This is a genomic window from Mesorhizobium yinganensis (assembly GCF_040081985.1).
GTDB lineage: Bacteria > Pseudomonadota > Alphaproteobacteria > Rhizobiales > Rhizobiaceae > Kumtagia > Kumtagia yinganensis.
Map to the genome: position 1 here is coordinate 19,691 of NZ_JBEBMH010000006.1, position 21,136 is coordinate 40,826.

General features: G+C 63.5%; 21 protein-coding genes and 2 tRNA genes. 8 read left to right on the plus strand and 15 right to left on the minus strand.

The features are described 5' to 3' along the window. Positions 1–128: 128 nt before the first annotated feature. Entirely contained in the window at positions 129–839 is a 711-nt protein-coding gene (locus ABMA59_RS13505) for a L,D-transpeptidase (RefSeq protein WP_349005887.1), read from the minus strand. Between the two features lie 153 nt (positions 840–992). On the opposite strand from ABMA59_RS13505, the gene ybiA reads away from it, so the two are divergent. After that, complete coding sequence (ybiA, locus tag ABMA59_RS13510) at positions 993–1,550, plus strand: riboflavin biosynthesis intermediates N-glycosidase (RefSeq protein WP_349005888.1); 558 nt, start codon at positions 993–995, stop codon at positions 1,548–1,550. 6 nt (positions 1,551–1,556) lie between these two features. Here ybiA and ABMA59_RS13515 read toward each other — a convergent pair. Continuing rightward, a tRNA-Gly gene (locus ABMA59_RS13515) sits at positions 1,557–1,630 on the minus strand. A gap of 32 nt (positions 1,631–1,662) precedes the next feature. After that, positions 1,663–1,747, minus strand: a tRNA-Tyr gene (locus tag ABMA59_RS13520). A 177-nt stretch (positions 1,748–1,924) separates the two neighbouring features. On the opposite strand from ABMA59_RS13520, the gene ABMA59_RS13525 reads away from it, so the two are divergent. Next, positions 1,925–2,776: a TrmH family RNA methyltransferase gene (locus tag ABMA59_RS13525; RefSeq protein ID WP_349005889.1), complete on the plus strand. Its 852-nt coding sequence runs from the start codon at positions 1,925–1,927 to the stop codon at positions 2,774–2,776. A 126-nt stretch (positions 2,777–2,902) separates the two neighbouring features. After that, positions 2,903–3,040, plus strand: a complete 138-nt coding sequence (locus tag ABMA59_RS13530; RefSeq protein ID WP_349005890.1) for a hypothetical protein — start codon at positions 2,903–2,905, stop codon at positions 3,038–3,040. 497 nt (positions 3,041–3,537) lie between these two features. Here ABMA59_RS13530 and ABMA59_RS13535 read toward each other — a convergent pair whose 3' ends face one another. The 3 genes from ABMA59_RS13535 to gcl all read right to left on the minus strand — a co-directional run bounded on the left by ABMA59_RS13535 (position 3,538) and on the right by gcl (position 7,534). Next, positions 3,538–4,422 (minus strand): 2-hydroxy-3-oxopropionate reductase, encoded by an 885-nt coding sequence (locus ABMA59_RS13535; protein ID WP_349005891.1) that lies wholly within the window; start codon positions 4,420–4,422, stop codon positions 3,538–3,540. A 167-nt stretch (positions 4,423–4,589) separates the two neighbouring features. Beyond that, on the minus strand, positions 4,590–5,387 hold the full coding sequence (otnI, locus tag ABMA59_RS13540) for a 2-oxo-tetronate isomerase (protein WP_349005892.1): 798 nt from the start codon (positions 5,385–5,387) through the stop codon (positions 4,590–4,592). 365 nt (positions 5,388–5,752) lie between these two features. Continuing rightward, positions 5,753–7,534, minus strand: coding sequence for a glyoxylate carboligase (gene gcl / locus ABMA59_RS13545; protein WP_349005893.1), 1,782 nt, complete (start codon positions 7,532–7,534; stop codon positions 5,753–5,755). A 191-nt stretch (positions 7,535–7,725) separates the two neighbouring features. On the opposite strand from gcl, the gene bhcR reads away from it, so the two are divergent. Continuing rightward, positions 7,726–8,550: an HTH-type transcriptional regulator BhcR gene (gene bhcR / locus ABMA59_RS13550; RefSeq protein WP_349005894.1), complete on the plus strand. Its 825-nt coding sequence runs from the start codon at positions 7,726–7,728 to the stop codon at positions 8,548–8,550. Positions 8,551–8,566: 16 nt separating this feature from the next. Here bhcR and ABMA59_RS13555 read toward each other — a convergent pair whose 3' ends face one another. Then, positions 8,567–8,965, minus strand: a complete 399-nt coding sequence (locus ABMA59_RS13555; RefSeq protein ID WP_349005895.1) for a GFA family protein — start codon at positions 8,963–8,965, stop codon at positions 8,567–8,569. Between the two features lie 11 nt (positions 8,966–8,976). Next, a complete protein-coding gene (locus ABMA59_RS13560) occupies positions 8,977–9,225 on the minus strand; it encodes a ParB N-terminal domain-containing protein (protein WP_349005896.1) in 249 nt (82 codons plus the stop codon). 260 nt (positions 9,226–9,485) lie between these two features. Between ABMA59_RS13560 and ABMA59_RS13565 the strand changes: the two genes are divergently transcribed. Further along, the gene (locus ABMA59_RS13565; RefSeq protein ID WP_349005897.1) at positions 9,486–10,529 is read left to right on the plus strand and encodes an AraC family transcriptional regulator; all 1,044 of its coding nucleotides are present in this window, start codon (positions 9,486–9,488) and stop codon (positions 10,527–10,529) included. A 477-nt stretch (positions 10,530–11,006) separates the two neighbouring features. Here the strand turns inward: ABMA59_RS13565 and ABMA59_RS13570 are convergent, their stop codons facing one another. From ABMA59_RS13570 to ABMA59_RS13585, 4 genes are all read right to left on the minus strand, one after another. Then, positions 11,007–11,942: an alpha/beta fold hydrolase gene (locus ABMA59_RS13570; RefSeq protein ID WP_349005898.1), complete on the minus strand. Its 936-nt coding sequence runs from the start codon at positions 11,940–11,942 to the stop codon at positions 11,007–11,009. A 195-nt stretch (positions 11,943–12,137) separates the two neighbouring features. Continuing rightward, entirely contained in the window at positions 12,138–13,709 is a 1,572-nt protein-coding gene (locus ABMA59_RS13575; protein ID WP_349005899.1) for a GMC family oxidoreductase, read from the minus strand. Between the two features lie 53 nt (positions 13,710–13,762). Then, on the minus strand, positions 13,763–14,296 hold the full coding sequence (locus ABMA59_RS13580; protein ID WP_349005900.1) for a gluconate 2-dehydrogenase subunit 3 family protein: 534 nt from the start codon (positions 14,294–14,296) through the stop codon (positions 13,763–13,765). 73 nt (positions 14,297–14,369) lie between these two features. Continuing rightward, the gene (locus tag ABMA59_RS13585; RefSeq protein WP_349005901.1) at positions 14,370–14,765 is read right to left on the minus strand and encodes a VOC family protein; all 396 of its coding nucleotides are present in this window, start codon (positions 14,763–14,765) and stop codon (positions 14,370–14,372) included. Positions 14,766–14,980: 215 nt separating this feature from the next. On the opposite strand from ABMA59_RS13585, the gene ABMA59_RS13590 reads away from it, so the two are divergent. Then, a complete protein-coding gene (locus tag ABMA59_RS13590) occupies positions 14,981–15,286 on the plus strand; it encodes a ribbon-helix-helix domain-containing protein (RefSeq protein WP_349005902.1) in 306 nt (101 codons plus the stop codon). Positions 15,287–15,359: 73 nt separating this feature from the next. Here ABMA59_RS13590 and ABMA59_RS13595 read toward each other — a convergent pair whose 3' ends face one another. Beyond that, positions 15,360–16,058 carry a purine-nucleoside phosphorylase gene (locus tag ABMA59_RS13595; protein WP_349005903.1) on the minus strand — a complete coding sequence of 233 codons (699 nt, stop codon included), beginning with the start codon at positions 16,056–16,058 and terminating at the stop codon, positions 15,360–15,362. Positions 16,059–16,161: 103 nt separating this feature from the next. Next, on the minus strand, positions 16,162–18,786 hold the full coding sequence (gene cckA / locus ABMA59_RS13600) for a cell cycle histidine kinase CckA (protein WP_349005904.1): 2,625 nt from the start codon (positions 18,784–18,786) through the stop codon (positions 16,162–16,164). Between the two features lie 248 nt (positions 18,787–19,034). On the opposite strand from cckA, the gene ABMA59_RS13605 reads away from it, so the two are divergent. Beyond that, the gene (locus ABMA59_RS13605; protein ID WP_349005905.1) at positions 19,035–19,826 is read left to right on the plus strand and encodes a hypothetical protein; all 792 of its coding nucleotides are present in this window, start codon (positions 19,035–19,037) and stop codon (positions 19,824–19,826) included. 78 nt (positions 19,827–19,904) lie between these two features. Here the strand turns inward: ABMA59_RS13605 and dksA are convergent, their stop codons facing one another. After that, positions 19,905–20,321, minus strand: a complete 417-nt coding sequence (dksA, locus tag ABMA59_RS13610; RefSeq protein ID WP_349005906.1) for an RNA polymerase-binding protein DksA — start codon at positions 20,319–20,321, stop codon at positions 19,905–19,907. A 233-nt stretch (positions 20,322–20,554) separates the two neighbouring features. On the opposite strand from dksA, the gene ABMA59_RS13615 reads away from it, so the two are divergent. Next, positions 20,555–21,058 carry a SixA phosphatase family protein gene (locus tag ABMA59_RS13615; RefSeq protein WP_349005907.1) on the plus strand — a complete coding sequence of 168 codons (504 nt, stop codon included), beginning with the start codon at positions 20,555–20,557 and terminating at the stop codon, positions 21,056–21,058. The last annotated feature ends 78 nt before the right edge of the window (positions 21,059–21,136 follow it).

The following is a 21,136-nucleotide window of genomic DNA, read 5'->3' on the forward strand; positions in this document are numbered from 1 at the left end:
GGCGGCGGACGGAGCCGGAAAAAGCCGAGGAAAAAGCGTTGAAAAAGCGAGCCCGATCGACATGGCTCGCGACCTCCGGCGGGACGCGCCGAGGCAGGACGAGCCGCCACGGCAAACGGCTCAAAACCTCAGTGGACGACGACGGTCGTCTTGCCCGGAACGCGGTTGTAAAGGTCGATGACGTCCTGGTTGATCATGCGCACGCAGCCGGAGGACATGTTCTGGCCGATCGTCCACCATTCGGGCGAGCCGTGGATGCGGTAGCCGGTGTCGACGCCGTCCTTGAAGATGTAGAGCGCACGCGCGCCGAGCGGATTGTCGATGCCGCCGGGCTGGCCGTTCGCCCATTTCACCAGTTCCGGCTTGCGGGCGATCATCTCTGAAGGCGGCTTCCAGGTCGGCCATTCGCGCTTGTACTGGATGTTGGCGCGGCCCGACCACTCGAACCCTGCCTTGCCGATACCGACGCCGTAGCGCAGCGCATCGCCGCCGCTCTGCACGAGATAGAGAAAATGGTTCCTGAGATCGACGACGATGGTGCCGGGCGCCTCGCCGGTCGGATCCTGCACGATCTGGCGGCGGAACTCGCGCGGGATTTTTTCGTAGGGGATCGCCGGCAGGACGAACGGTCCTTCGGTGACCGAGGCGTACATGGTCGCCGGATTGGTGACGGCCGCGTCGACGCTGATCTTCGGCCGGATCGAGCCGGTGGAACTCATGTCGAGCCCCGCCCCCTCCAGCGACGGCGAACAGGCGGCGAGCGTCGTCGAACCGGCCGCGACCAGGAACGTGCGGCGGGTCAGCTTCAATGCGTCTTGGCTGTTGTGATCACGCGACATGGCAAGCACTCGTTACTCGAACGGCCTCATCATGTCGCAACATGGTTTAAATTCAGCTAAACAGCGGCGGCATTGCGTAAACGCTGCTGATCCCGCCGCCTTACTCGGCGGCGGTCAGGATCGGCATGGCCAGGGAACGGAGACATTTCCGGCATGAAATACCACCGCGCCTGGCTGGAAGAAGAGTTCAGGCGAAAGGCGAAGCAGCGCTTCCTGTTTTTCTGGGGCCACCAAGCGGCGAAGGACGGGAGCCTTTCCTCATCCTGTTTCAGCCAGTGGTGGCCGGCGCCGTTCATGGTCGGCGGGCACAAATACGCGACCGCCGAGCACTGGATGATGCGGCAGAAGGCGCTGCTGTTCCATGATACGGCCATCGCCGCGAAAATCGCCGAGGCAACGAGCCCCAAGCAGGCGAAGGAGCTTGGGCGAAAGGTCTCCGGCTTCGACAACGATCTCTGGAACAAGGAAAAGTATCGGATCGTGCTGGCGGGCAGCGTCGCGAAGTTTGGTCAGAGCCCGTCGTTGAAGGATTTTCTGCTGAACACCGGCAACCGGATCCTGATCGAGGCAAGCCCGGTCGACCGCATCTGGGGCATTGGCATGGCGGCGGACGATGCCGGCGCCGAGAACCCGCTATTGTGGCGCGGCGAGAACTTGCTGGGTTTCGCGCTGATGGAGGCGCGCGATCAGCTCAGGGCAGGACGATCATAGGGCAATTGGAGCGGGTGAAGGGAATCGAACCCTCGTATTCAGCTTGGAAGGCTGCTGCTCTACCATTGAGCTACACCCGCGTCGCGTCGCAACCTTATGCAATATCCGGAGGTGGTGGAAGGGGTTGGATTCGAACCAACGTAGGCTGAGCCAACGGATTTACAGTCCGTCCCCTTTAACCACTCGGGCACCCTTCCTACCGTCCGGAGCCTGTTTTCGAGGCTGCGTGCCGTCCGGGGGAACTGTAAGCCCGGAAAGCGAAGCGCCTTATGGAGGGCCGGCAAAATCCTGTCAACCACGCCAAACTCGAATTCGACCGCAATTTCGGAGAGGCCCGCCTGTGAAATGCGCGGCATCCCGGCTATAGGCGAACAATGAGCGACGACAAAAAATCCGGCACCCCCAAAGATACGCATTACGCAAAACTGCGGCGCGCGCATCGCGACCAGAAGGCCGGCGGCCCGGTGCAGCGTCCGCGCGCGCCGATCCCGGCCGGCGACGGCCCGGCTGACGGGCTGGTGCGGCTCTACGGCCTGCACACGGTGCGCGCCGCGCTCGACAATCCGCGCCGCAAGATCAAGACCATGCTGGTGACCCGCAACGCGCTGGAGCGGCTGGGTATTTCGGACATAACCGCCCTGCCCTTCAAGACGGACCTGGTCGAGCCGAAGGATATCGACAGGCTGACCGGCAGCGAGGCCGTGCATCAGGGCGTGATGATCGATGCGCTGCCGCTGAAGCCAAAACCGCTGTCGGCGTTGGGCGAAACCAACCTCGTCGTGGTGCTCGACCAAGTGACCGATCCGCACAATGTCGGCGCGGTGCTGCGCTCGGCGGTGGCCTTCGGCGCCGGCGCGCTGATCACCACGTCGCGCCACAGCCCGACCGAAAGCGGCGTGCTGGGAAAGGCCGCCTCGGGCGCCCTGGAGCATATCGACCTGATCGAGGTGAAGAATCTGGCCGCCGCGCTCGACGAACTGCACGGGGCCGGCTTCCGCAGCATCGGCCTCGATTCGGAGGGACCCGCGGAACTGGAGGCAAGCTTTGCCGGTGAACGGCTGGCGCTGGTGCTCGGCGCCGAAGGCAAGGGGCTGCGCCAGAAGACGCGCGAAACCGTCGCCGCGCTGGCCCGGCTCGACATGCCGGGCGCCATCCGCTCGCTCAATGTGTCGAACGCGGCGGCGGTGGCGCTTTACGCAGCGAGAAGGTTTTTGGCGGTACGTTGACAGGAGTATGCAGGCCGACCGCTGCCGCGGACTTGCCGGCAGGCATTTCACCTATAAGTATTGACCGGGGCGGATGAGGGCATGTCATCCCGCGCAATTGCGCGGGTTGGACCGAGGAGTTCGGACATGCGGCGGTTTCTCGGAATGTTGGTCATCGCCGGCTTCGTCATGAGCGCGCTGGCGGGCTGCCAGAACACCGCCGGCCAGCCCGGTTCCGTCCCGCCCAATTGCGGATCGGTCGGCTCGTCCTGCTCCGCACACTGAGGTTTTGGGCAGAACCTTGCTGAACAGGCGCGGCCGTTCGACCGGAGCAGTTCCTGATGTCAGTCCAGTCCGCTCGCCCGACATCTTGAGCGCGGCGGCCTTAGGGCGCTACGCGGCGCAGCGTTTTCTCGCGGTCCGCGGAGACACGACAGCCCACTTCACTTGTATTTGAATTTTCAGTCCCAGGCCGCGTCTGCAACAATTGACTTCGGACCGTTGATGCCCGCAAGGGTTGTTGTCAGGGGCATAGGCCGCCGCGAGGACTTTCGGACATGCGAAAATTTTTCGGAATCGTTTTCCTGGCCGCCACTACGCTCTCGACGCTGACGGCCTGCCAGAATCTGGCGGGCGTCCCCGGTGTGCAACCGGCCAATTGCGCGGTTCCTGGTTCGTCATGCTCGCGCGACGGTGGCGGCCGGTAGCGCATCCGGGGGCCAAAGAAAGCTTATAGCCGGCGACTCATCCCGCCCCGTTGCTGGCGGATAGGTGACGACGATTCATGCCACCTCGTGTCCCGCCATGCGCTCCAGCGCCCGCACCAGCGCCGAGTGATCCTCCTTCGCGCCGCCATTGGCCGCGCAGGAATTGAATAGCTGCTGCGTCGTCGAGGTGTTCGGCAGCGCCACGCCGAGAGCCTTGGCGCCTTCCAGCGCGAGATTCAAATCCTTCTGGTGCAGTTCGATGCGGAAGCCGGGCGCAAAAGTGCGCTTGACCATGCGCTCGCCATGCACTTCTAGGATGCGCGACGCGGCCAGCCCGCCCATCAGCGCCTGCCGGACCTTTGCCGGATCGGCGCCGGCTTTCGACGCGAACACCAGCGCCTCGGCGACCGCCTCGATGGTCAGCGCAACGACGATCTGGTTGGCGACCTTGGTGGTCTGGCCGACGCCGTTGCCGCCGACCAGCGTGATGTTTTTTCCCATCTTCTCGAACACCGGCTTCGCCCGCTCGAACGCCGCCTCCGGGCCGCCGACCATGATGGTCAGTGACGCCGCCTTGGCGCCGACCTCGCCGCCCGACACCGGCGCGTCGAGATAGTCGCAGCCCAGTGCGTTGATTTTTTCCGCGAATTTTTTCGTCTCGATCGGCGAGATCGAGCTCATGTCGATGACGAGTTTTCCCTTGGAAAGCCCTTCGGCGACACCGTTTTCACCGAACAGCACGTCCGCGACTTGCGGCGTGTCGGGGACCATGGTGATGACGATGTCAGCGGCCTTTGCCACAGCGGCATGGCCGGAGACGGTCTTCAGCCCTTTGGCCACAAGATCAGCCGGCGCCGGTTTCCTGTGGTCCGACGTGAGGACCGTATAGCCGGCGTCGAGCAGATGTCCCGCCATCGGCGCGCCCATGATGCCGAGACCGATGAAGCCGATTGTTTGCATGGTGTTCTCCGGTTCTTCCCTCCCCCCTGAGGGAGGGTGCCGAGCGAAGCGAGGCGGGTGCGGTCGCCGCGGCAGTGCTCGACGTTCTCTTGAAGCTGGTGCGGTGGAGGTGACCCCACCCGGCCGCTACGCGGCCACCCTCCCCTCAAGGGGGAGGGAAACCGGCGTTACGCCGCGCTCTTCCTTCCGCTCAACGCCTTGAACCACCCCAGTCCCGCCTCGGTGCCAGCGCGCGGCTTGTATTCGGCGCCGATCCAACCCGCATAGCCGATCCGTTCCAGGTGTTCGTAGAGGTAGGGAAAATTGATCTCGCCCGTCCCCGGTTCGTGGCGGCCGGGATTGTCCGCAAGCTGGATATGCGCGATGCGGCCGAGGTTTTCCTCGATGGTGCGGGCGAGATCCCCCTCCATGATTTGCATGTGGTAGATGTCGTACTGGAAATAGAGATTGTCCGAACCGACGCGGTCGATGATCGCCAGCGCCTGGGCCGAATTGGTCAGGAAGAAGCCGGGGATGTCGACCCTGGTGTTGATCGCCTCGACCAGCAGTTTGATCCCGGCGGCCTCGAAACGCGGGGCGGCGTATTTCAGGTTTTCGACAAAGACGTTTTCAAGCGCTTCGCGGTTGGCACCGGTGGGCGCGATGCCGGCGAGGCAGTTGACCTGGCCGCAGCCGGTCGCCTTGGCGTAGGTGATCGCCGTATCCACGCTTTTGCGGAACTCGTCGATGCGGTCGGGCAGGCAGCCGATGCCCCGCTCGCCAGCCGCCCAGTTGCCGGGCGGAAGGTTGAACAATACCTGCGTCAGGCCGTTCTTGTTCAGCCGTGCGGCGACCGTCTCGGGCGGATGATCATACGGGCCGACATATTCGACCCCGGTGAAGCCGGCGCGGGCGGCGGCGTCGAAGCGATCGAGGAAATCATGCTCGGTGAAAAGCATCGACAGGTTGGCGGAAAAACGCGGCATTTGGGTTTCCTTCGAATGTAGAAGCTTCCGGTGCGTCCTTCTAGGCTCGCCCTTGTGAGTTTAGTGCCAAGACTTTGTCCGTCGTGCGGGCTCGCACCTCAGGATGAGGACCGGCGGCGCGATTCGCCTATTTTCAAAGTCCGTCACTAAAATTCCGTCCGCTTACATGGTGCACCATCTCTCGATCTTGTGTGCAACTCTCGTTGTAGATCCAATTCCGCGTACAACTCACCAGACCAACAACGCTGGCGATTAGCGATACAGCCCCACCGGTCCTCATCCTGAGGTGCGAGCCCTCCCCGCCAGCGAAAACCGGGCGCCAACTCGAATGGGCGAGCCTCGAAGGACGCACCGATGTCATACCCTCAATCCAGCAACGCAATCGCCGTCGGCGCGTCCTCGTTGCGTTCGGCCAGTTCCTCGAATTCGACAACCGCGTCGATCTCGGTGCCCATCGAAATGTTGGTGACCCGCTCCAGGATGAACTCGACGACCACCGGAACCTGATGCTCCGCCATCAGTTTCTCGGCTTCCGCGAAGGCAGCCGCGCAATCCTCGGGCCGGCGCACGCGAATCGCCTTGCAGCCCATCGCCTCGGCGACCGCGATATGGTCGACGCCGTAGCCGGGCTCGGCGCCCTCGCCGCGATTGATGTTCTCGAAGGCGAGGCTGACCTCGAAATCCATGGAGAAGCCGCGCTGCGCCTGGCGGATCAGGCCGAGATAGGCGTTGTTCACGACGACGTGGATGTAGGGCAATCTGTGCTGCGCGCCGACCGCCAGTTCCTCGATCATGAACTGGAAATCATAGTCGCCAGACAAAGCGACGATGTCAGCGTCGGGATTGGCGGCGCGCACGCCGAGCGCGGCGGGCAGCGTCCAGCCGAGCGGGCCGGCCTGGCCGCAATTGATCCAGTTGCGCGGCTTGTAGACATGCAAAAACTGCGCGCCGGCGATCTGGCTGAGGCCGATGGTGGTGACATAGGTGGTGTCGCGGCCGAACGCCTTGTTCATCTCCTCATAGACGCGCTGCGGCTTCAGCGGCACCTGGTCGAAATGCGTTTTGCGCTTCAGCGTCTTCTTGCGCTGCTGACACTCCTTGGCCCAGCCCGACCAGTCGCGCAGTTTGCCTGCCGTCTTCCATTCGGTGGCGACGTCGAGCAGCGCCTTCAGGGCAGCACCTGCATCGGACGCGATACCGAGATCCGGCGCAAAGACCCGGCCGATCTGCGTCGGCTCGATGTCGATGTGAACAAATTTGCGCCCCTCCCGGTATTTGTCGACCGAACCGGTGTGGCGGTTGGCCCAGCGGTTGCCGACGCCAAGGACAAAATCCGAGGCGAGCATGGTGGCGTTGCCGTAACGGTGCGAAGTTTGCAGGCCGCACATGCCGGCCATCAGGCGGTGGTCGTCGGGGATGGAGCCCCAGCCCATCAGGGTCGGGATGACCGGAACGCCTGATATCTCGGCGAACTCGATCAAAAGGTCGGAGGCGTCGGCGTTGATGATGCCGCCGCCGGCGACGACCAGCGGGCGCTCAGCTTCGTTGAGCATCGCCAGAACCTTTTCGGCCTGTTTTCGCGTCATCGCCGGTTTTGCGACGGCGAAAGGCTCATAGGCGTCGATGTCGAACTCGATCTCGGCGAGCTGCACGTCGATCGGCAGGTCGACGAGGACCGGCCCCGGACGGCCCGAGCGCATGAGATGAAAAGCCTTCTGCAAGGCCATCGGCACCTGGTAGGGCTCCATGACGGTGACCGCCCATTTGGCGACAGGCGCGGCAATCGCGGCGATGTCGACGGCCTGGAAATCCTCCTTGGTGAGTCGGGCGCGCGGCGCCTGGCCGGTGATGCAGAGGATGGGAATGGAATCGGCCGACGCCGAATAGAGGCCGGTGATCATGTCGGTGCCGGCCGGGCCGGAGGTGCCGACGCACAGGCCGATATTGCCAGCCTTGGCGCGGGTAAAACCCTCCGCCATGTGCGAGGCGGCCTCGACATGGCGCGCCAGGATGTGGCGGATCGAGCCGCGCGCCCGCATCGCCGAATAGAAGGGATTGATCGCCGCGCCGGGCACGCCGAAGGCACAGGAAATGCCCTCCTTTTCGAGGACGAGAACAGCGGCATCGACAGCGCGCATTTTCGGCATGGCCGGCCCTTTCCTAGTTTCGAATGCGATTGGAATTGGGGGGAGAATGCCAGAGCGGCAGGCATTTTTCAATTTTTCCAGAATATTTTTTCATTCCTTATGAATTTACATTATTCACTGATTTCAAAGCACAATCTGTTTTCCAGAAATTCGCTCTTCCCAATTCCAGAAAAGTTTTTTATTTTTGTGCGATGCAAAATCCCGAGAAGCGCCAGCGCGGCCGGCCCCGCGCCTTCAACGCCACGCCCGAGGCCAACGCGGTGCAATCGCTCGACCGCGGCCTGAAGATTCTGGCCATCGTCGCGGAAGCCGACGGACTGTCGCTGAGCGAGGTGGCCGAGCGCTCGGGCATCGCGGCGTCGACCGCCTATCGAATGCTGACCACGCTGGAGACGCATGGCATGGTCGAGTTCGAGAAGACCGAGCAGCTATGGTCGATCGGCGTCGCCACCTACAGGATGGGCGCGGCCTTCCTGCGGCGGCGCAAACTGGCGGACCGGGCGCGCGGCGTCATGCAGGACCTGATGGAAAGGACTGGCGAGACCGCCAATCTCGGGCTGGCCGAGGACGATTGCGTGGTTTTCATCAGCCAGGTCGAGACTCATCAGGCGATCCGCGCCTTCTTCCGGCCGGGCACGCGCAGCCCATTTCATGCGAGCGGCATCGGCAAGGCGGTGCTGGCGAACCTGCCGGCGGAGCGGGTCACGCAAATCATCCGCCGCACCGGGCTGGAAGCGTTTACCGGCAGGACGCTGGCCGACGCCCCTGCCCTCATCCGCGACCTCGGCACGATCAAGCGGCGCGGCTGGTCGCTCGACGACGAGGAGCGCCACCCCGGCATGCGCTGCGTGGCATCCGCCATCTTCAACGAGTTCGGCGAGCCGATCGGCGGCATTTCCGTGTCCGGCCCGACCGCGCGCGTGACGCCGGAGCGGGTTGCCGAACTGGGGCCGATGATACGGGAGGCGGCGGCCGAGATTACGGGGATGATCGGGGGAAGGGTTGCGGCGGACTAGCAGTGTCTGCGACCGCTTACGCCGGCGGAGGCCCGGCCTCGTATTGCGGCAGGCCGTCGTCGATGGTCACCCATGGCTGCTTCGAGGCGGTGAAAATGTGCATCTCTGGTTGAAACACTGACGGGTCGTCGAGCGATCCGGTGGTGATGCCCATGATGCCGGCGGCGTCGCGGCGCGAGAAGATCGTGGTGCCGCAGTTGGGGCAGAAGCCGCGCTTCAGGTCCGGCGAGGAATGCACGGTCGCCACCATGCCGTCGAAAATCACGTCGTCGATGCTGAACAGGATGCGTGCATTGAAGGCCGCGCCAATGGCCCGCTGGCAAAGTCGGCAATGGCAGACGCGCTGGTTGATCGGTTCGGCTTCGGCGCAATACCGCACCGCGCCGCATAGGCAGCCGCCCAGAAATCTGGTCATGAACAAAATCCTCAATGCCGGCGCGCATGCACCAGATACGCGTCGATGGTGGTCTCGCCGAGCCATTTCGCCGCTTCGAGCCGATGCAGACCTTCCACCAGCACGTGCCGGTTGCCGTCGAGGCGGACCTGTATCGGTAGCTTCATGCCGTTTTCGAGAATATCCTCTGCCAGTAGCCGCACCGTCTCGGGATGCAGCGTCTTGCGCCGGGCCGCCGGCACATAGATCGAGTCGATCGGGATTTTCTGGACTCTCAGCATGGCAACACCTCGCCACCATCGATAGGCGGTCTCGCGGCGAAGGCCAAGGCCTCGCAGCGAAGACCAAGGCCATTACGCTGCGCGGCAAAAGGAATCGAAAGCCACCGCCGGAAGATGTATTCCCACCGACAGGCGATCGCCATTCCATCGACAGCGCGGGGACTTCTGCCCGCCGGCGCGGCCCGGCCGCGGCTGGCGATTTGCTCCCGGCTGCCAGACCCGGTATGAACAAGCGCGAGAGACTGACGCGGCGGCCGCACTTGGACCAACTGACCAAAGCGCCCTTCCGAAAGGTGGCCGCAGTCCCGACCACAGCGGGACTGGCGGCCCGCCTTGCATTGGCCGCGTTGCGGGCGCGGGCGGTCGACCCCAGGCCGTTGCTTGCGCAATCCGGCCTCACTTCCGCCGCGCTTTCGGGGGGCAAGCGTGTTGCGGCGGCCGCCCAGATTGATTTTCTCGATCTGGCGTCGGAAGCGGCCGGCGACGCGTGGTTCGGACTGTCCCTTGCCGAGACTTTCGATCTGCGCGAGATGGGGATGTTTTATTATGTCGCGGCCTCTTCCCACACGCTTGGCGACGCTCTTCGCCGCGTGGAACGATATGTCTGCGTAACCAACGAGGCGCTGGTAGCCCGTATCCAGGTTGATTCGGCATGCCGCGTGAGCCTCTCGTTTGCCGGGATAGCGCGTCACAGGGACCGGCACCATCTCGAGTTTCTCTTCCTCGTTCTCTTGCGGATGTGCCGGCAGTTTGTCGGACAACGGATAATGCCGACCGGCGCGAGTTTTATTCACCATCGGTCTGGAGACCTGCGTGAAGTCGAGCGCAGGCTGGGCTGCGGGGTTCAGTTCGGCGCGTATTCGGACGAGATGCGTTTCGACGCGGCCGTGGTCAAGCTGCCATTGGTTGGCGACGATCCGTTTCTGAACGAGTTGATGGTAAAGAGTTGCGAGGAAGCAAAAACGACCCGCACCTCGAAGCCCCAGCCGTTTCGCACTGTCGTGGAAAATGCCATTGCGCCCCTCCTGCCTCACGCGGAAGCAAGATCCAAGATCGTCGCCAAGCGCCTGGGGCTGAGCGAGCGGACATTTGCCCGCCGTTTGCAGGCCGAGGAACTGAGTTTTGTGGAAATCCTCGACCAGTTGCGGCGCGACCTGGCGGTGCGGTACATTGAGGAACCCGAAATACAGATTTCGCAGATCGCGTGGCTGCTCGGATTTCATCACCCGAGCGGCATGACCCATGCCTGTCAGCGTTGGTTCGGCAAGAGCCCGTTGGCCTATCGGCGTTCTCTGGGCGTCTAGCCTGCATGTTGGTTTTTTTCGGGCTGCCGCGGCGAGCGCGCGGCGGCGCGGGTTGCCTGTTATGCATTACTCGCGCCGCCGGCCTCAAACGGCGGAGAATCTCCGCCATGAGCTTGTTGGGCAAAATATCGAAAGGCGGCGAGACGCCGCGCGAAACCGGAGCGCAAGCGTCCCGCCACGAGTTGGGCAGCATGGTGCTGCACCAAGCAGTATTGCCGCCAGCCCAGAACTCGCCCCAAGCCCAAGTGCTCGCTTGCCTTGACGCGAAGTCAAAGCCAGCCATTACTAGTTGCACTCGATGATCCTGCGCTTGCTCTGCGCTGCCAACAACTTGCTTTCGGATGCCACGATGCACGAATCGCAAGCGCCGGGGGGCAACAGAGCCTCGGTGACCAAGGTGCGTCTTCTAGGTGGTGGTTCGCCACGAAGCGCCGAAAGCCCCGACCGCCGAACCCGGATTTCGGATGACCCGCAAACTCACTGCGATTCGTTTACCACGTCGTCCCAGTTCTTCACCGCGGTCTGACCGTTCAGGAACGGCAGTACCGTTGTCGTCAGCTCCGGCGCGAAAAACATGTCGTAGTGGGTGCGGTTGGGGATGATCGCCAGCCGGTTCCGCGAAAGGTTCTCGCGCATCCAGCCGGCATCCTTCAGCCCGCCGCCGAGGAGCTGATAGAATTTTATCACGTGCTCGGGCCGGTACATGTCGCTGTCGCCGAACACCAGCATGACCGGCATCTTCAGTGTCTGCACGTCGGCCGAATAGTCATAGTCCACGGTCATAAGCTTACCCATAGCATCGAGCAGTCTTGGAAAATCCTCCGGCTTGGGCGCCTCCGCGACGTAGGATTTGTACATCGGCGTGTCTTTCATGAAGTCGGCCATGGCCGCGCCGACCTGAGCCTGCTGGGCGAGAATATCGGCATAAAATCCGTCGCGCGCGTAGCCGGCCGAAACCAGCGCCAGGCGGCGAACGGCCTCGGGATGCTGCACGGCGAAGCGGAAGCCGACACCGCCGCCGAAGGAATAGCCGAGCACGTCCACCTTGTCGTAACCCAGCGCCTTGACGACGGTCGCCATGTCGTCACCGATGGCTTCCAGGCTGATCGGACGATCACCCAGCGCGGTATGGCCATGACCCTGCAGATCGACGCCGATGACCGTGCGATTTGCGGCCAGTTGCGGCAGGATCGGCGCGAACATGCCGGTCGAACCCAGCCCGCCATGGAGCAGCAACAGCGGATCGCCGCTGCCATGGATTTCGTAGTAATAGTTGATCCCACCGGCCTCGACGTAACCGCTCTTTTCGGTCGCGGCATCGGCCTTGGGTTGCGCGGCTTCCTGCGCACGCACAGCGGCAGGAACGGTGAGCGTGGCGGTGGCAAGCAATGTCATCAGGACCGTTTTCAGCATTTTCGTCTCCTCATGGCGGCGGCGCGCTCGTCAAGGCGGCCGGCCGATGCCACGAGGACGTTGGCGCCCGACCGGTTCCGACACCGGGCAGCCGAAAAAACGCCCGGACCGTACAAGCCTTGAATTTGGAGACAAAAAGCCGGCGGGGCGCCGCATCGGCAAACCCCGCCGGCCAGAAGGCCCCTTGGGAGGGCGTCAGATGTTCTTCGCGCTCATCTCCTGCGCGATGTAGTCGGCTTGGCGGATCGCCAGCGTGACGATGGTCAGCGTCGGGTTCTCCGCTCCGCCGGTGGTGAACTGGCTGCCGTCGGAGACGAACAGGTTCTTGATGTCGTGGGTCTGGCCGAACTTGTTGACGACGCCATCGCTCGGCTTCTCGCTCATCCGGTTGGTGCCAAGATTGTGGGTCGAGGGATAGGGCGGCGTCGGGAAGGTGCGGGTCGCGCCGACGGCATCGTAGAGCGCGGTGCCCTGGCGGTAGGCATGGGCGCGCATTGCCTCATCGTTCTCGTGGTCGGTGAAGGCGACATGCGCGACCGGCATGCCGAACGCATCCTTCGCTTCGGGATCGAGCGTCACCGCGTTGATGTCGCGCGGCATGTCCTCGCCGACGATCCACATGCCGGCCATGTGGTCGTAATGGTCGAGCGCCGTGGTGAACGAACGTCCCCAGGCGCCGGGGTCGAGGAAGGCGGCCATGAACGGCACGCCGAGCGCCAGCGTCTCCATCTCGTAACCTCCGGAGAAGCCGCGCGACGTGTCGTGTTTCGCCTCGTCGCGGATGATGCCTGCCATGGTCGTGCCGCGGTAGAAATGCACCGGCTTGTCGAAGATCGCATAGACCGAGCCGGTAGTGTGGCGCATGTAGTTCTTGCCGACCTGGCCGGATGAGTTGGCCAAACCGTTCGGGAACATGGTCGAGGACGAGTTCAGCAGCAGGCGCGGGCTTTCGATCGAGTTGCCGGCCACCGACACGATGCGCGCCTTCTGCGTGTGCAGCTTGCCGTCCTTGTCGGCATAGGTAACGCCGGTCACCTTGCCGGTGGCGTCGTGTTCGATCTTGACCGCCTGCGCATTGGGCCGGACCTCAAGTTTGCCGGTCGCCTCGCCCTTCGGGATTTCGGTGTAAAGCGTGGACCACTTGGCGCCCCATTTGCAGCCCTGGAAGCAGAATCCGGTTTGCTGGCAGGAGTTGCGGTCGTCGCGTTCGGCCGAATTGATGGCCATGTTGCCGGTGTGGCATTCCTTGTAGCCAAGCTTGTCGGCGCCGGCCTTCAGGATCTTGAAGTTGTTGTTGCCTGGCAGTCCCTCGATGCCGTTGGTGCGGGTCACGCCCATCTTGTCCTCGGCCTTGGCGTAGTAAGGCTCCAGGTCGGCGAGCGAGATCGGCCAGTCGAGGAGGCTTGCGCCCTCGATCTTGCCGTAGTGGGTCAGGGTCTTGAACTCATGCTCCTGGAAACGCAGCGAGGCGCCCGCCCAGTGCGTTGTCGAGCCGCCGACCGCCTTGACGATCCAGGCCGGCAGGTTGGGAAAATCCTTCGCCACCCGCCAGGTGCCGCCGGTGGTGCGCAGGTCCTTCCATGCCAATTGGCCGAAAGACTCCCATTCGTTGTTGACGAATTCGTCATACTCGACCCGCGGTCCGGCTTCGAGGATGACGGTGTCGATGCCTTTCTGCGCGAGTTCGTTGCCGAGCGTGCCGCCGCCGGCGCCCGAACCAATGATGACGACAACGCTGTCGTCGTTGAGATCATACTTTGCAGCCATGGTTTCCTCCCAAAGGCTTTGAATTCACAGGTTTCGACGGGATCGGCTGGCAGTCAGAGCCACTCGATGTCGTCGAAACCGCGCGCGATGTAACCGCCCTTGGAATAGGATTCGCCCTCGTAGCCGAAAATCGGCCAGATCTCCGGCTGATTGTAGAGACCGACGACCAGCCCGCCGCGGATCGCCTGGAAGAACGGCGTACCCTCGATCTGGCGCAACACGGCGACGCGCTGATCCTCCCAGCCGAGACCGCGATAACCGATAGCGCCGGAGCGCTGGTCGAGATCGGCGACGCCCTTCTCGATGAGGTCCTTGTGGGCAGAATCCTTGGCGGCCGCCTCGTCATGGCTCTTGACGGCGATGGCGTAATATTTGTCCGGCACCTGATCGTGCGGATAGACGTCGCGCGCCATCTGGATCAGCGTCGCCATGCTTTCCGGTTTCAGCGTGGTGGTCTCCAGGCCCCAGGCGTTCCGCGGGCTGATGACTGCCGTGCCGCTGATGACGAGCAGGGCGCCGGCCGCCCCTCCCCGCCTGAGCAGTTCGCGGCGCGAGATACCGGGCCGCTTGTCGTAGATGGTGACCATTCCTACCTCCCTTGCTTGCTGTCGGCGCTGTCCGGCGCCCTTGCTGGCTGGCGAGCGTCCCTCCCGCGCGCTGCTATCGAAAGCGTCCGTGCTTCTGCAGAACCTCGATCTTGTAGCCGTCCGGATCCTCGACGAAGAAGAAGCGCGCCAGCAGCCCGCCATCCTTGTTGAACTCGACGATCTTGCGCGGATTGAATCCGGCTGCCTCAAAGCGGGCATGCTCGGCGTCGAGATCGTCGACGACGAAGGCGATATGCCCGTAGCCGTCGCCGAGCGCATAGGGCTCGGCGCGCCCCTTGTTGACGGTCAACTCGACCTCGAAATCGGCCTTCCCGTTTCGCAGGTAGATGAGCGTAAAGGTCTCAAAATCCAGACGGTCGGCTATGTCGAGCGCGAAAGCGGTCTTGTAGAAAGATACGGAACGCGCCTCGTCCAGGACGCGGATCATGCTGTGTACTGCCTTGGCCAAATCGATCTCCGTCATGCTGTCGGAAACGATTATGAGCCGCCCGGCCCGCATGTGGTGGCAGCCGGTTACCACGATTGTGAAGCCGATTTCGGCCCGGCGGACGAAAGTCCGATTGCGGCGGACATCGTTTGCGCGGAATATGGTTCCGGGAAGAGAAGCTCCGCCGCCCGTCTTCAACCGTCGCGGCCAAGACCAAGAACGAGGAGGAGACCGACATGTGCAGGGTATTCGCGGGCCAGGATCCCGAGGGTTACAGGCAGATCAACCGCTCCATCCGAATCGGTGGACATTCGACCAGCATCCAGCTCGAAGTTACGTTTTGGGAATTGCTCGACGAGATCGCGGCCGGCCAGGGCCTGACGACGCCGAAATTCATCTCGAAGCTCTATGACGAGGCGATCGAGATCAACGGCCAGATCCCAAACTTCGCGTCCATGCTGCGCACCACCTGCGCGCTCTATCTGCGCGGCCACCGGCCGAGCGACATGGAGCAGGCCGCGCTGCACAGCGAAGCTGCCTGAGCGTCTACTTCAACGCCTACCAATAGGGCGCGATGCGCGCGTCGCTTCGTCCGCGAACAGTTCGCGGCTGGCCTTAGCCGATCGCCTTGGCCACGTCGAATGCGACCCGCGCCGCCGTCCGGAACAATTCCTGCCGTTCGCACAGCGCCGTCTCCTCGCCCGTCAACAGACTGTCGACCACGGTGCAGATCGACACCGCCCGAAAGCCGAGGGAGGCGGAAAGCGCGAAGAGATTCGCCGTTTCCATGTCCACGGCGGTGATCCCGTTTGCCCGCGGCAAATCAAAGCGGGTTTCCGGCTCGGGATGGTAGAAGACGTCGCTCGAGACCATCGGCCCGGCATGGAAGGGAATTTTCGCGGCGCGCGCTGCTTCCGCGGCAAGGCTTGCCAGTTCCTCATCGGGATGACCGGTCGGTTGGCCGGCTGCAACGTCCAAATCCATCACCGCGCTCTGGGCGATGAATATGTCGCGCAACGGCGTCGACGCGGTCAGCGCGCCGCAGGAACCGACGCGGATAATGTTACGCACGCCATAGGATGCGACGAGTTCGTGGATGTAGATGGTGAAGGAGGGCCGGCCCATTCCGGTCGTCTGCACGCTGACGCGCTTTCCCTCATAGAACCCGGTGAAACCCAGAGCGCCGCGCACATTGTTCACACAGCGGCAATCGTCGAGAAACGTCTCGGCCATCCATCTGGCGCGCAAGGGATCGCCGGGAACCAGGACGGTTTCGGCATAGTCACCCGGCGAAGCCTCGTTGTGCGGCGTCATGAGGGTCTCCGACCAGGTTCAGCAGCGTCCACATAGATAGCCCCGCGGGACCAACGGCTCGAAAGGGTTGCGCATTCCCTCGCGAAAGCGCGTCCCAGCGAACCTACTCGCCTTCCAGCACTTCCTTTACGACGGTTGCAAGCTGCTTGAGAGAAAAAGGCTTCGGCAGGAAGCCGAATTTCGCCTCGGCCGGCAGATTGCGGGCGAAGGCGTCCTCGGCATAGCCGGAAACGAAGATGAATTTGATATCCGGGTCGATCTTGCGCAACTCGCCGAGCAGCGTCGGCCCGTCCATCTCCGGCATGACCACGTCGGAGACCACGATGTCGATCTTGCCTTCCAGCTCACGGTAGATGTCGAGCGCCTCGACGCCGGAGGACGCCTCGTGGACGGTGTAGCCTCGAGAGGTGAGTGCCCGCATGCCGCCCATGCGCACCGCGTCCTCGTCCTCGACGAGCAGGACCGTCGCCGAACCGGAGAGATCGCGCGTAGCGTCCGGCTGCTTGGCCGGCGTAGCGGCTCCATTGGCGGCCGAAGGCGACGCCTGATCGGGCGATCCAGGTTGGTTCGCCGCTTCCGGCACGACGCGGATTTCGGGAACATGGCGCGGCAGGAAAATCCGGAAGACCGAGCCCTTGCCGACCTCGGAGTCGCAGAAGATGAAACCGCCGGTCTGCTTGATGATGCCGTAGACCATCGACAGGCCGAGCCCGGTGCCCTTGCCCACTTCCTTGGTGGTGAAAAACGGCTCGAAGATCTTTTTCAGCACGTCCGGAGGGATGCCGGTGCCGGTGTCCTCGACCTCGACCAGCACGAAATCGCTTTTCTCCAGCTCCCGATGATAGGAAGCGAACCTGCGCGATTCCTCCGCCGTGACATTGCGCGTGCGGACGGTGAGCGTGCCGCCGGAGGGCATGGCGTCGCGCGCGTTGACGGCCAGATTGACGACGACCTGCTCGAACTGGCTGATATCGACCTTGACCGGCCAGAGGTCGCGGCCGTGGTCGACCTTGAGTTTTACGCTGTTGCCGATCAGCCGGGCCAAGAGCATGCGCAGATCGGCGAGCACGTCGGTGAGATTGAGGACTTCCGGCCGCAAGGTCTGTTTTCGCGAGAAGGCAAGCAACTGCCGGACCAGCGACGCCGCCCGGTTGGCATTCTGCTTGATGTTCATGATGTCGGGGAAGGACGGGTCGGACGGCCGGTGGTTGGTGAGCAGCAGGTCGGAGGCCATGATAATGGCTGTCAGAACGTTGTTGAAATCATGGGCGATGCCGCCGGCAAGCTGGCCGACCGCCTGCATCTTCTGGCTCTGGGCCATCTGGCCTTCCAGCGCCTTCTGCTCGGTCATCTCGACCGCGTAGACGATCGCCGCCTCCTCGGCCTCCTCGATGCCGGGGCCGTCCGCCACGGCGTTTACATAGAGACGGATGTGGCGTTCCTCATTGGTGGGCAGCACCGTGTCGATCGGATCGATCTCGGCCTGCCGGCGGCGCGCTTTCTCCAGCGCCAGCGCGAAGGCGGCGCGATCGCGCTCGTGGATCACCGAATCGAAGCGGACATGGCGATCGATCGCGTCGCGGTCGACGATGCTGGAGAACAGCGAGAAGAACGGCGCGTTGGTGCGCACGATGCGTCCCTGCTGGTCAACCCCGGCGATGGCCATAGGCGTGGAGTTGAAGAAACGCGTGAAGCGGTTCTCGGAAGCCCTTAGATCGCCGGAGGAATCCTCGCCTTGCGTCCGGTTCAGCACGATCGTGCGGGTCGGCCCGCTGGAACCGTCCCGGTTGGCGGTGACCCTATGGAGGAAACGCACCGGCAGCGCCTGTCCGGTCGACATTGCGAGGTCGAGATCGATGACGGCGTTCTTGGTGGTGCCCGGGTCGGCCTTGACCGAGCGGATCAGCGCCATGCCGTCGCCCGCGACGATGCCGGCAAGCGTGATCGCGCCTGGCGTGAAGCTGGTGAGGTCGACACCCAGCCATTCGGCCAGCGTGGCGTTGACATAGGTGATTCGGTTCTCCGCGTCGGCGGCGAAGAAGCCGGCCGGCGCATGATCGAGATGGTCTATGGCCTGTTGCAGATCGAGGAAGAAGCGCTCCTGCTCGGCCCTCTCGCGCGAAATGTCGGCAAGCTGCCAGGCAAACAGCAGCTGGCGCTCGCCAGGGACCTTGAACGTCCGCGCCTGCGCCCGATACCAGCGCGGGCCGCTGTCCACGCCGGGCCTGATCGACCGAGCCATCCGGAATTCGCCGGTTCCCGGCTGGCCGTCGCGCAGGCCGGAGGCCAGCCGATAGATGGTGTCGGCAGCCTCGGGAACATCCGAAAGCAGCGACTCGACATTCTTCAGGTCGGTGGCGCTCGACGCGCCGGTCATGTCGGCATAGGCGCGATTGGCGTAGATGACCCGCGCCTTGCTGTCGGTGACGATCAGTCCGTGCGCCATCGAATCGATGAAGGATTTCGACAGTTCGTCGGTGGTCGACCTCGAAGCGATCTGCACGAAGCCGATCGCGGCGGCAAACAGGAAACCGACGCCGGTCATGGCGAGCACGCCGAGCATGCCGAGCAGGAACGGATCGCCCAGCCTCTCTCGAAAGATGCCGAAGACGATGGCAGCGCCGGTCAAGACCACGATGAAGATGATGAGCCGGGTAATCGCACCGGGCCGCGTGCCTTGGTCGACGATCGGTGCGGGGTAAAAATCGCCGCGCGTGTCCTTCGCCATCAGAGCGCGATCCCCGCCATTTCCGCTGTTTGCCCTTTTTCGAATCGGCCAAGGCCATTTTATTCCTTAGCCTGAAAAGCCCCCCGGCAAAAAGCTCCGAAAAGCCTCATTTCGGCCTGAAAAGTGGCCATCCGCGACATATCGCCAGGCTTTAAGCCTAGTCGGAAACCATGCGCACAGAAAGGTTCCATCCGCACGCCCGTTGCTCTAGTGTCGCGCCGCGGCTGGCTGTGACACGGGGATGGAAAATGGGGCTGGACTGGTTGGACGAGGTAGCAGGTCCAGGATATTCGCAGGCGATCGTGGTGATCTTGCTCGCGCTGGTCGGGCTTATCCTGCTGCTGTTCGTCATCAGGCTGCTGCGCAGCACCTTTTCGGGCACATTCGTGGCCGGTGGCCGCAACCGCAAGACGAGGCTGGCGGTGATGGACGCGACCGCCGTCGATAGCCACAGGCGCCTGATCCTGGTCCGCCGCGATGACATCGAACATCTGCTTCTGATCGGTGGAACGACCGACATCGTGGTCGAGCGGGACATCCGCATCGGTCAGCAGCGGCGGCCCGCCGCTCCGACCGAGCCAAACAGGGAATCGCCGGCACCGCCGCAGCCGGCGGTGCTGCCACAGCCGCCCGCCGCTCCGGCACGACGGCCGCCAGAGCCGTTGCGCGCCGCTCCGCCGCCTGCACCGGCGCCGAGCCCGAACCGCATTCCGCCACAGGCAGCACCCCGCCCGCCGGAAATGTTGCCGCCGCGCCCCGTCCAGCGTCCGGAACCGGCCAGGGTTGCCCCGCCGTCCATCCCGCCGCGTCCCGAGGCCCGCGCCACGCCGACGCTGCCGCCGGCTCCGACATTGCGGGGCAATCCCATTCCCGCGCCGGCCGAGGACCTGGACGACGCCCTGCTCAAGGAACTGGAAGTGTCGCTGGACGACAGTGAAACACGCAGCAGCGAGCCGAAGAACGGCAAGCCGCAGCCGACACCGTCGCTGGATGAAGAGATGGCAAAACTGCTCGGCGAGCTTTCGAACCCGCGCCGGTAACCCTCGATCTCGCCTCACAAACAGAAAAAGCGGCTCCACGCCGCTTTTTCGCTCTATACGTCCCGGTTTCAGACCATGTCAGTCGTCGCGGTAGACCTTTTCGCGGCGCTCATGGCGTTCCTGCGCTTCGATCGACAGGGTCGCGATGGGACGGGCGTCCAGGCGCTTCAGCGAGATCGGCTCGCCGGTCTCCTCGCAGAACCCGTAGGTCCCCTCGTCGATGCGCATCAGCGCCGAATCGATCTTGGAGATGAGTTTGCGCTGGCGGTCGCGTGCCCTGAGTTCGATGGCGCGGTCGGTCTCGGATGAGGCTCGGTCGGCGAGATCGGGGTGGTTGGCGTTTTCCTGCTGAAGAATTTCGAGTGTTTCGCGGGCTTCCTTAAGTATGTCGTTCTTCCAAGTTATGAGTTTTGCCCGGAAGTAGGCTTTTTGCCGTTCATTCATGAAGGGCTCATCTTCCGAGGGCACGTAGTCGGCATTAACGAGAACGCTCATTCGACTCATCCCATTACCCCTAGTTTTTTGGCGCCTATATATTCGCCGCCCCGATAGGGCACAAGATCAATCCTCTTGGCCGTCACGCAATTGTTAGGTGCGCTCGCAAGCGGGTTCGCGTCGGCTTACCACGGCCTGCATGACATTGATTTGATAAGGTAATGACGATCGAAGCCGGCCATTGCGTCGCGCCGCCTTGACGGCTATTGCCGAGTTCCGCAAGGGAACGCCGGATGAGCACGCTCTATCTTCTCAGGCATGCCAAGGCCGGCTGGGCGCAGCCCGGAATGCGCGATTTCGACCGCCCGCTCGACGCTGCCGGCGTCAGGGACGCCGAGAAGATCGGCTCGATCATGCGGGGCCGGGCCTACGTGCCGGACCTGACGCTGTGCTCGACCGCGCTACGCGCGCGCCAGACGCTGGAGGGCGTGGCCGGCCATGCCGACATCGGACGCGCGGTGTTTATCGAGGCGCTCTACTCCGAGGACGCGGCGGGCTATCTTTCGATCGTCCACAAGCAGGGCGGGCATGGATCGCTGCTGATCATCGGCCACAACCCGATGATGGAGGATCTCGCGATCGCCGTCGCCGGCGCGGGCGAAGCACCGGCGCTCCACCTGCTGCGCTCCGGCTTTCCGACGTCCGGTCTGGCGGTGATCGGTTTTCAGGCGCCGCTTTCGGAGGCGCGTCCCGGCCAGGGCCATGTCGAGGCGTTCGTGACGCCGGCGGACAGCTAGCCGGTTCCGCGAATCGGGTGCCGGCATTTCAATTGCCGCCTCGCTCGCCTATATCGCCGGAACGGTTCGCAGCGGGGC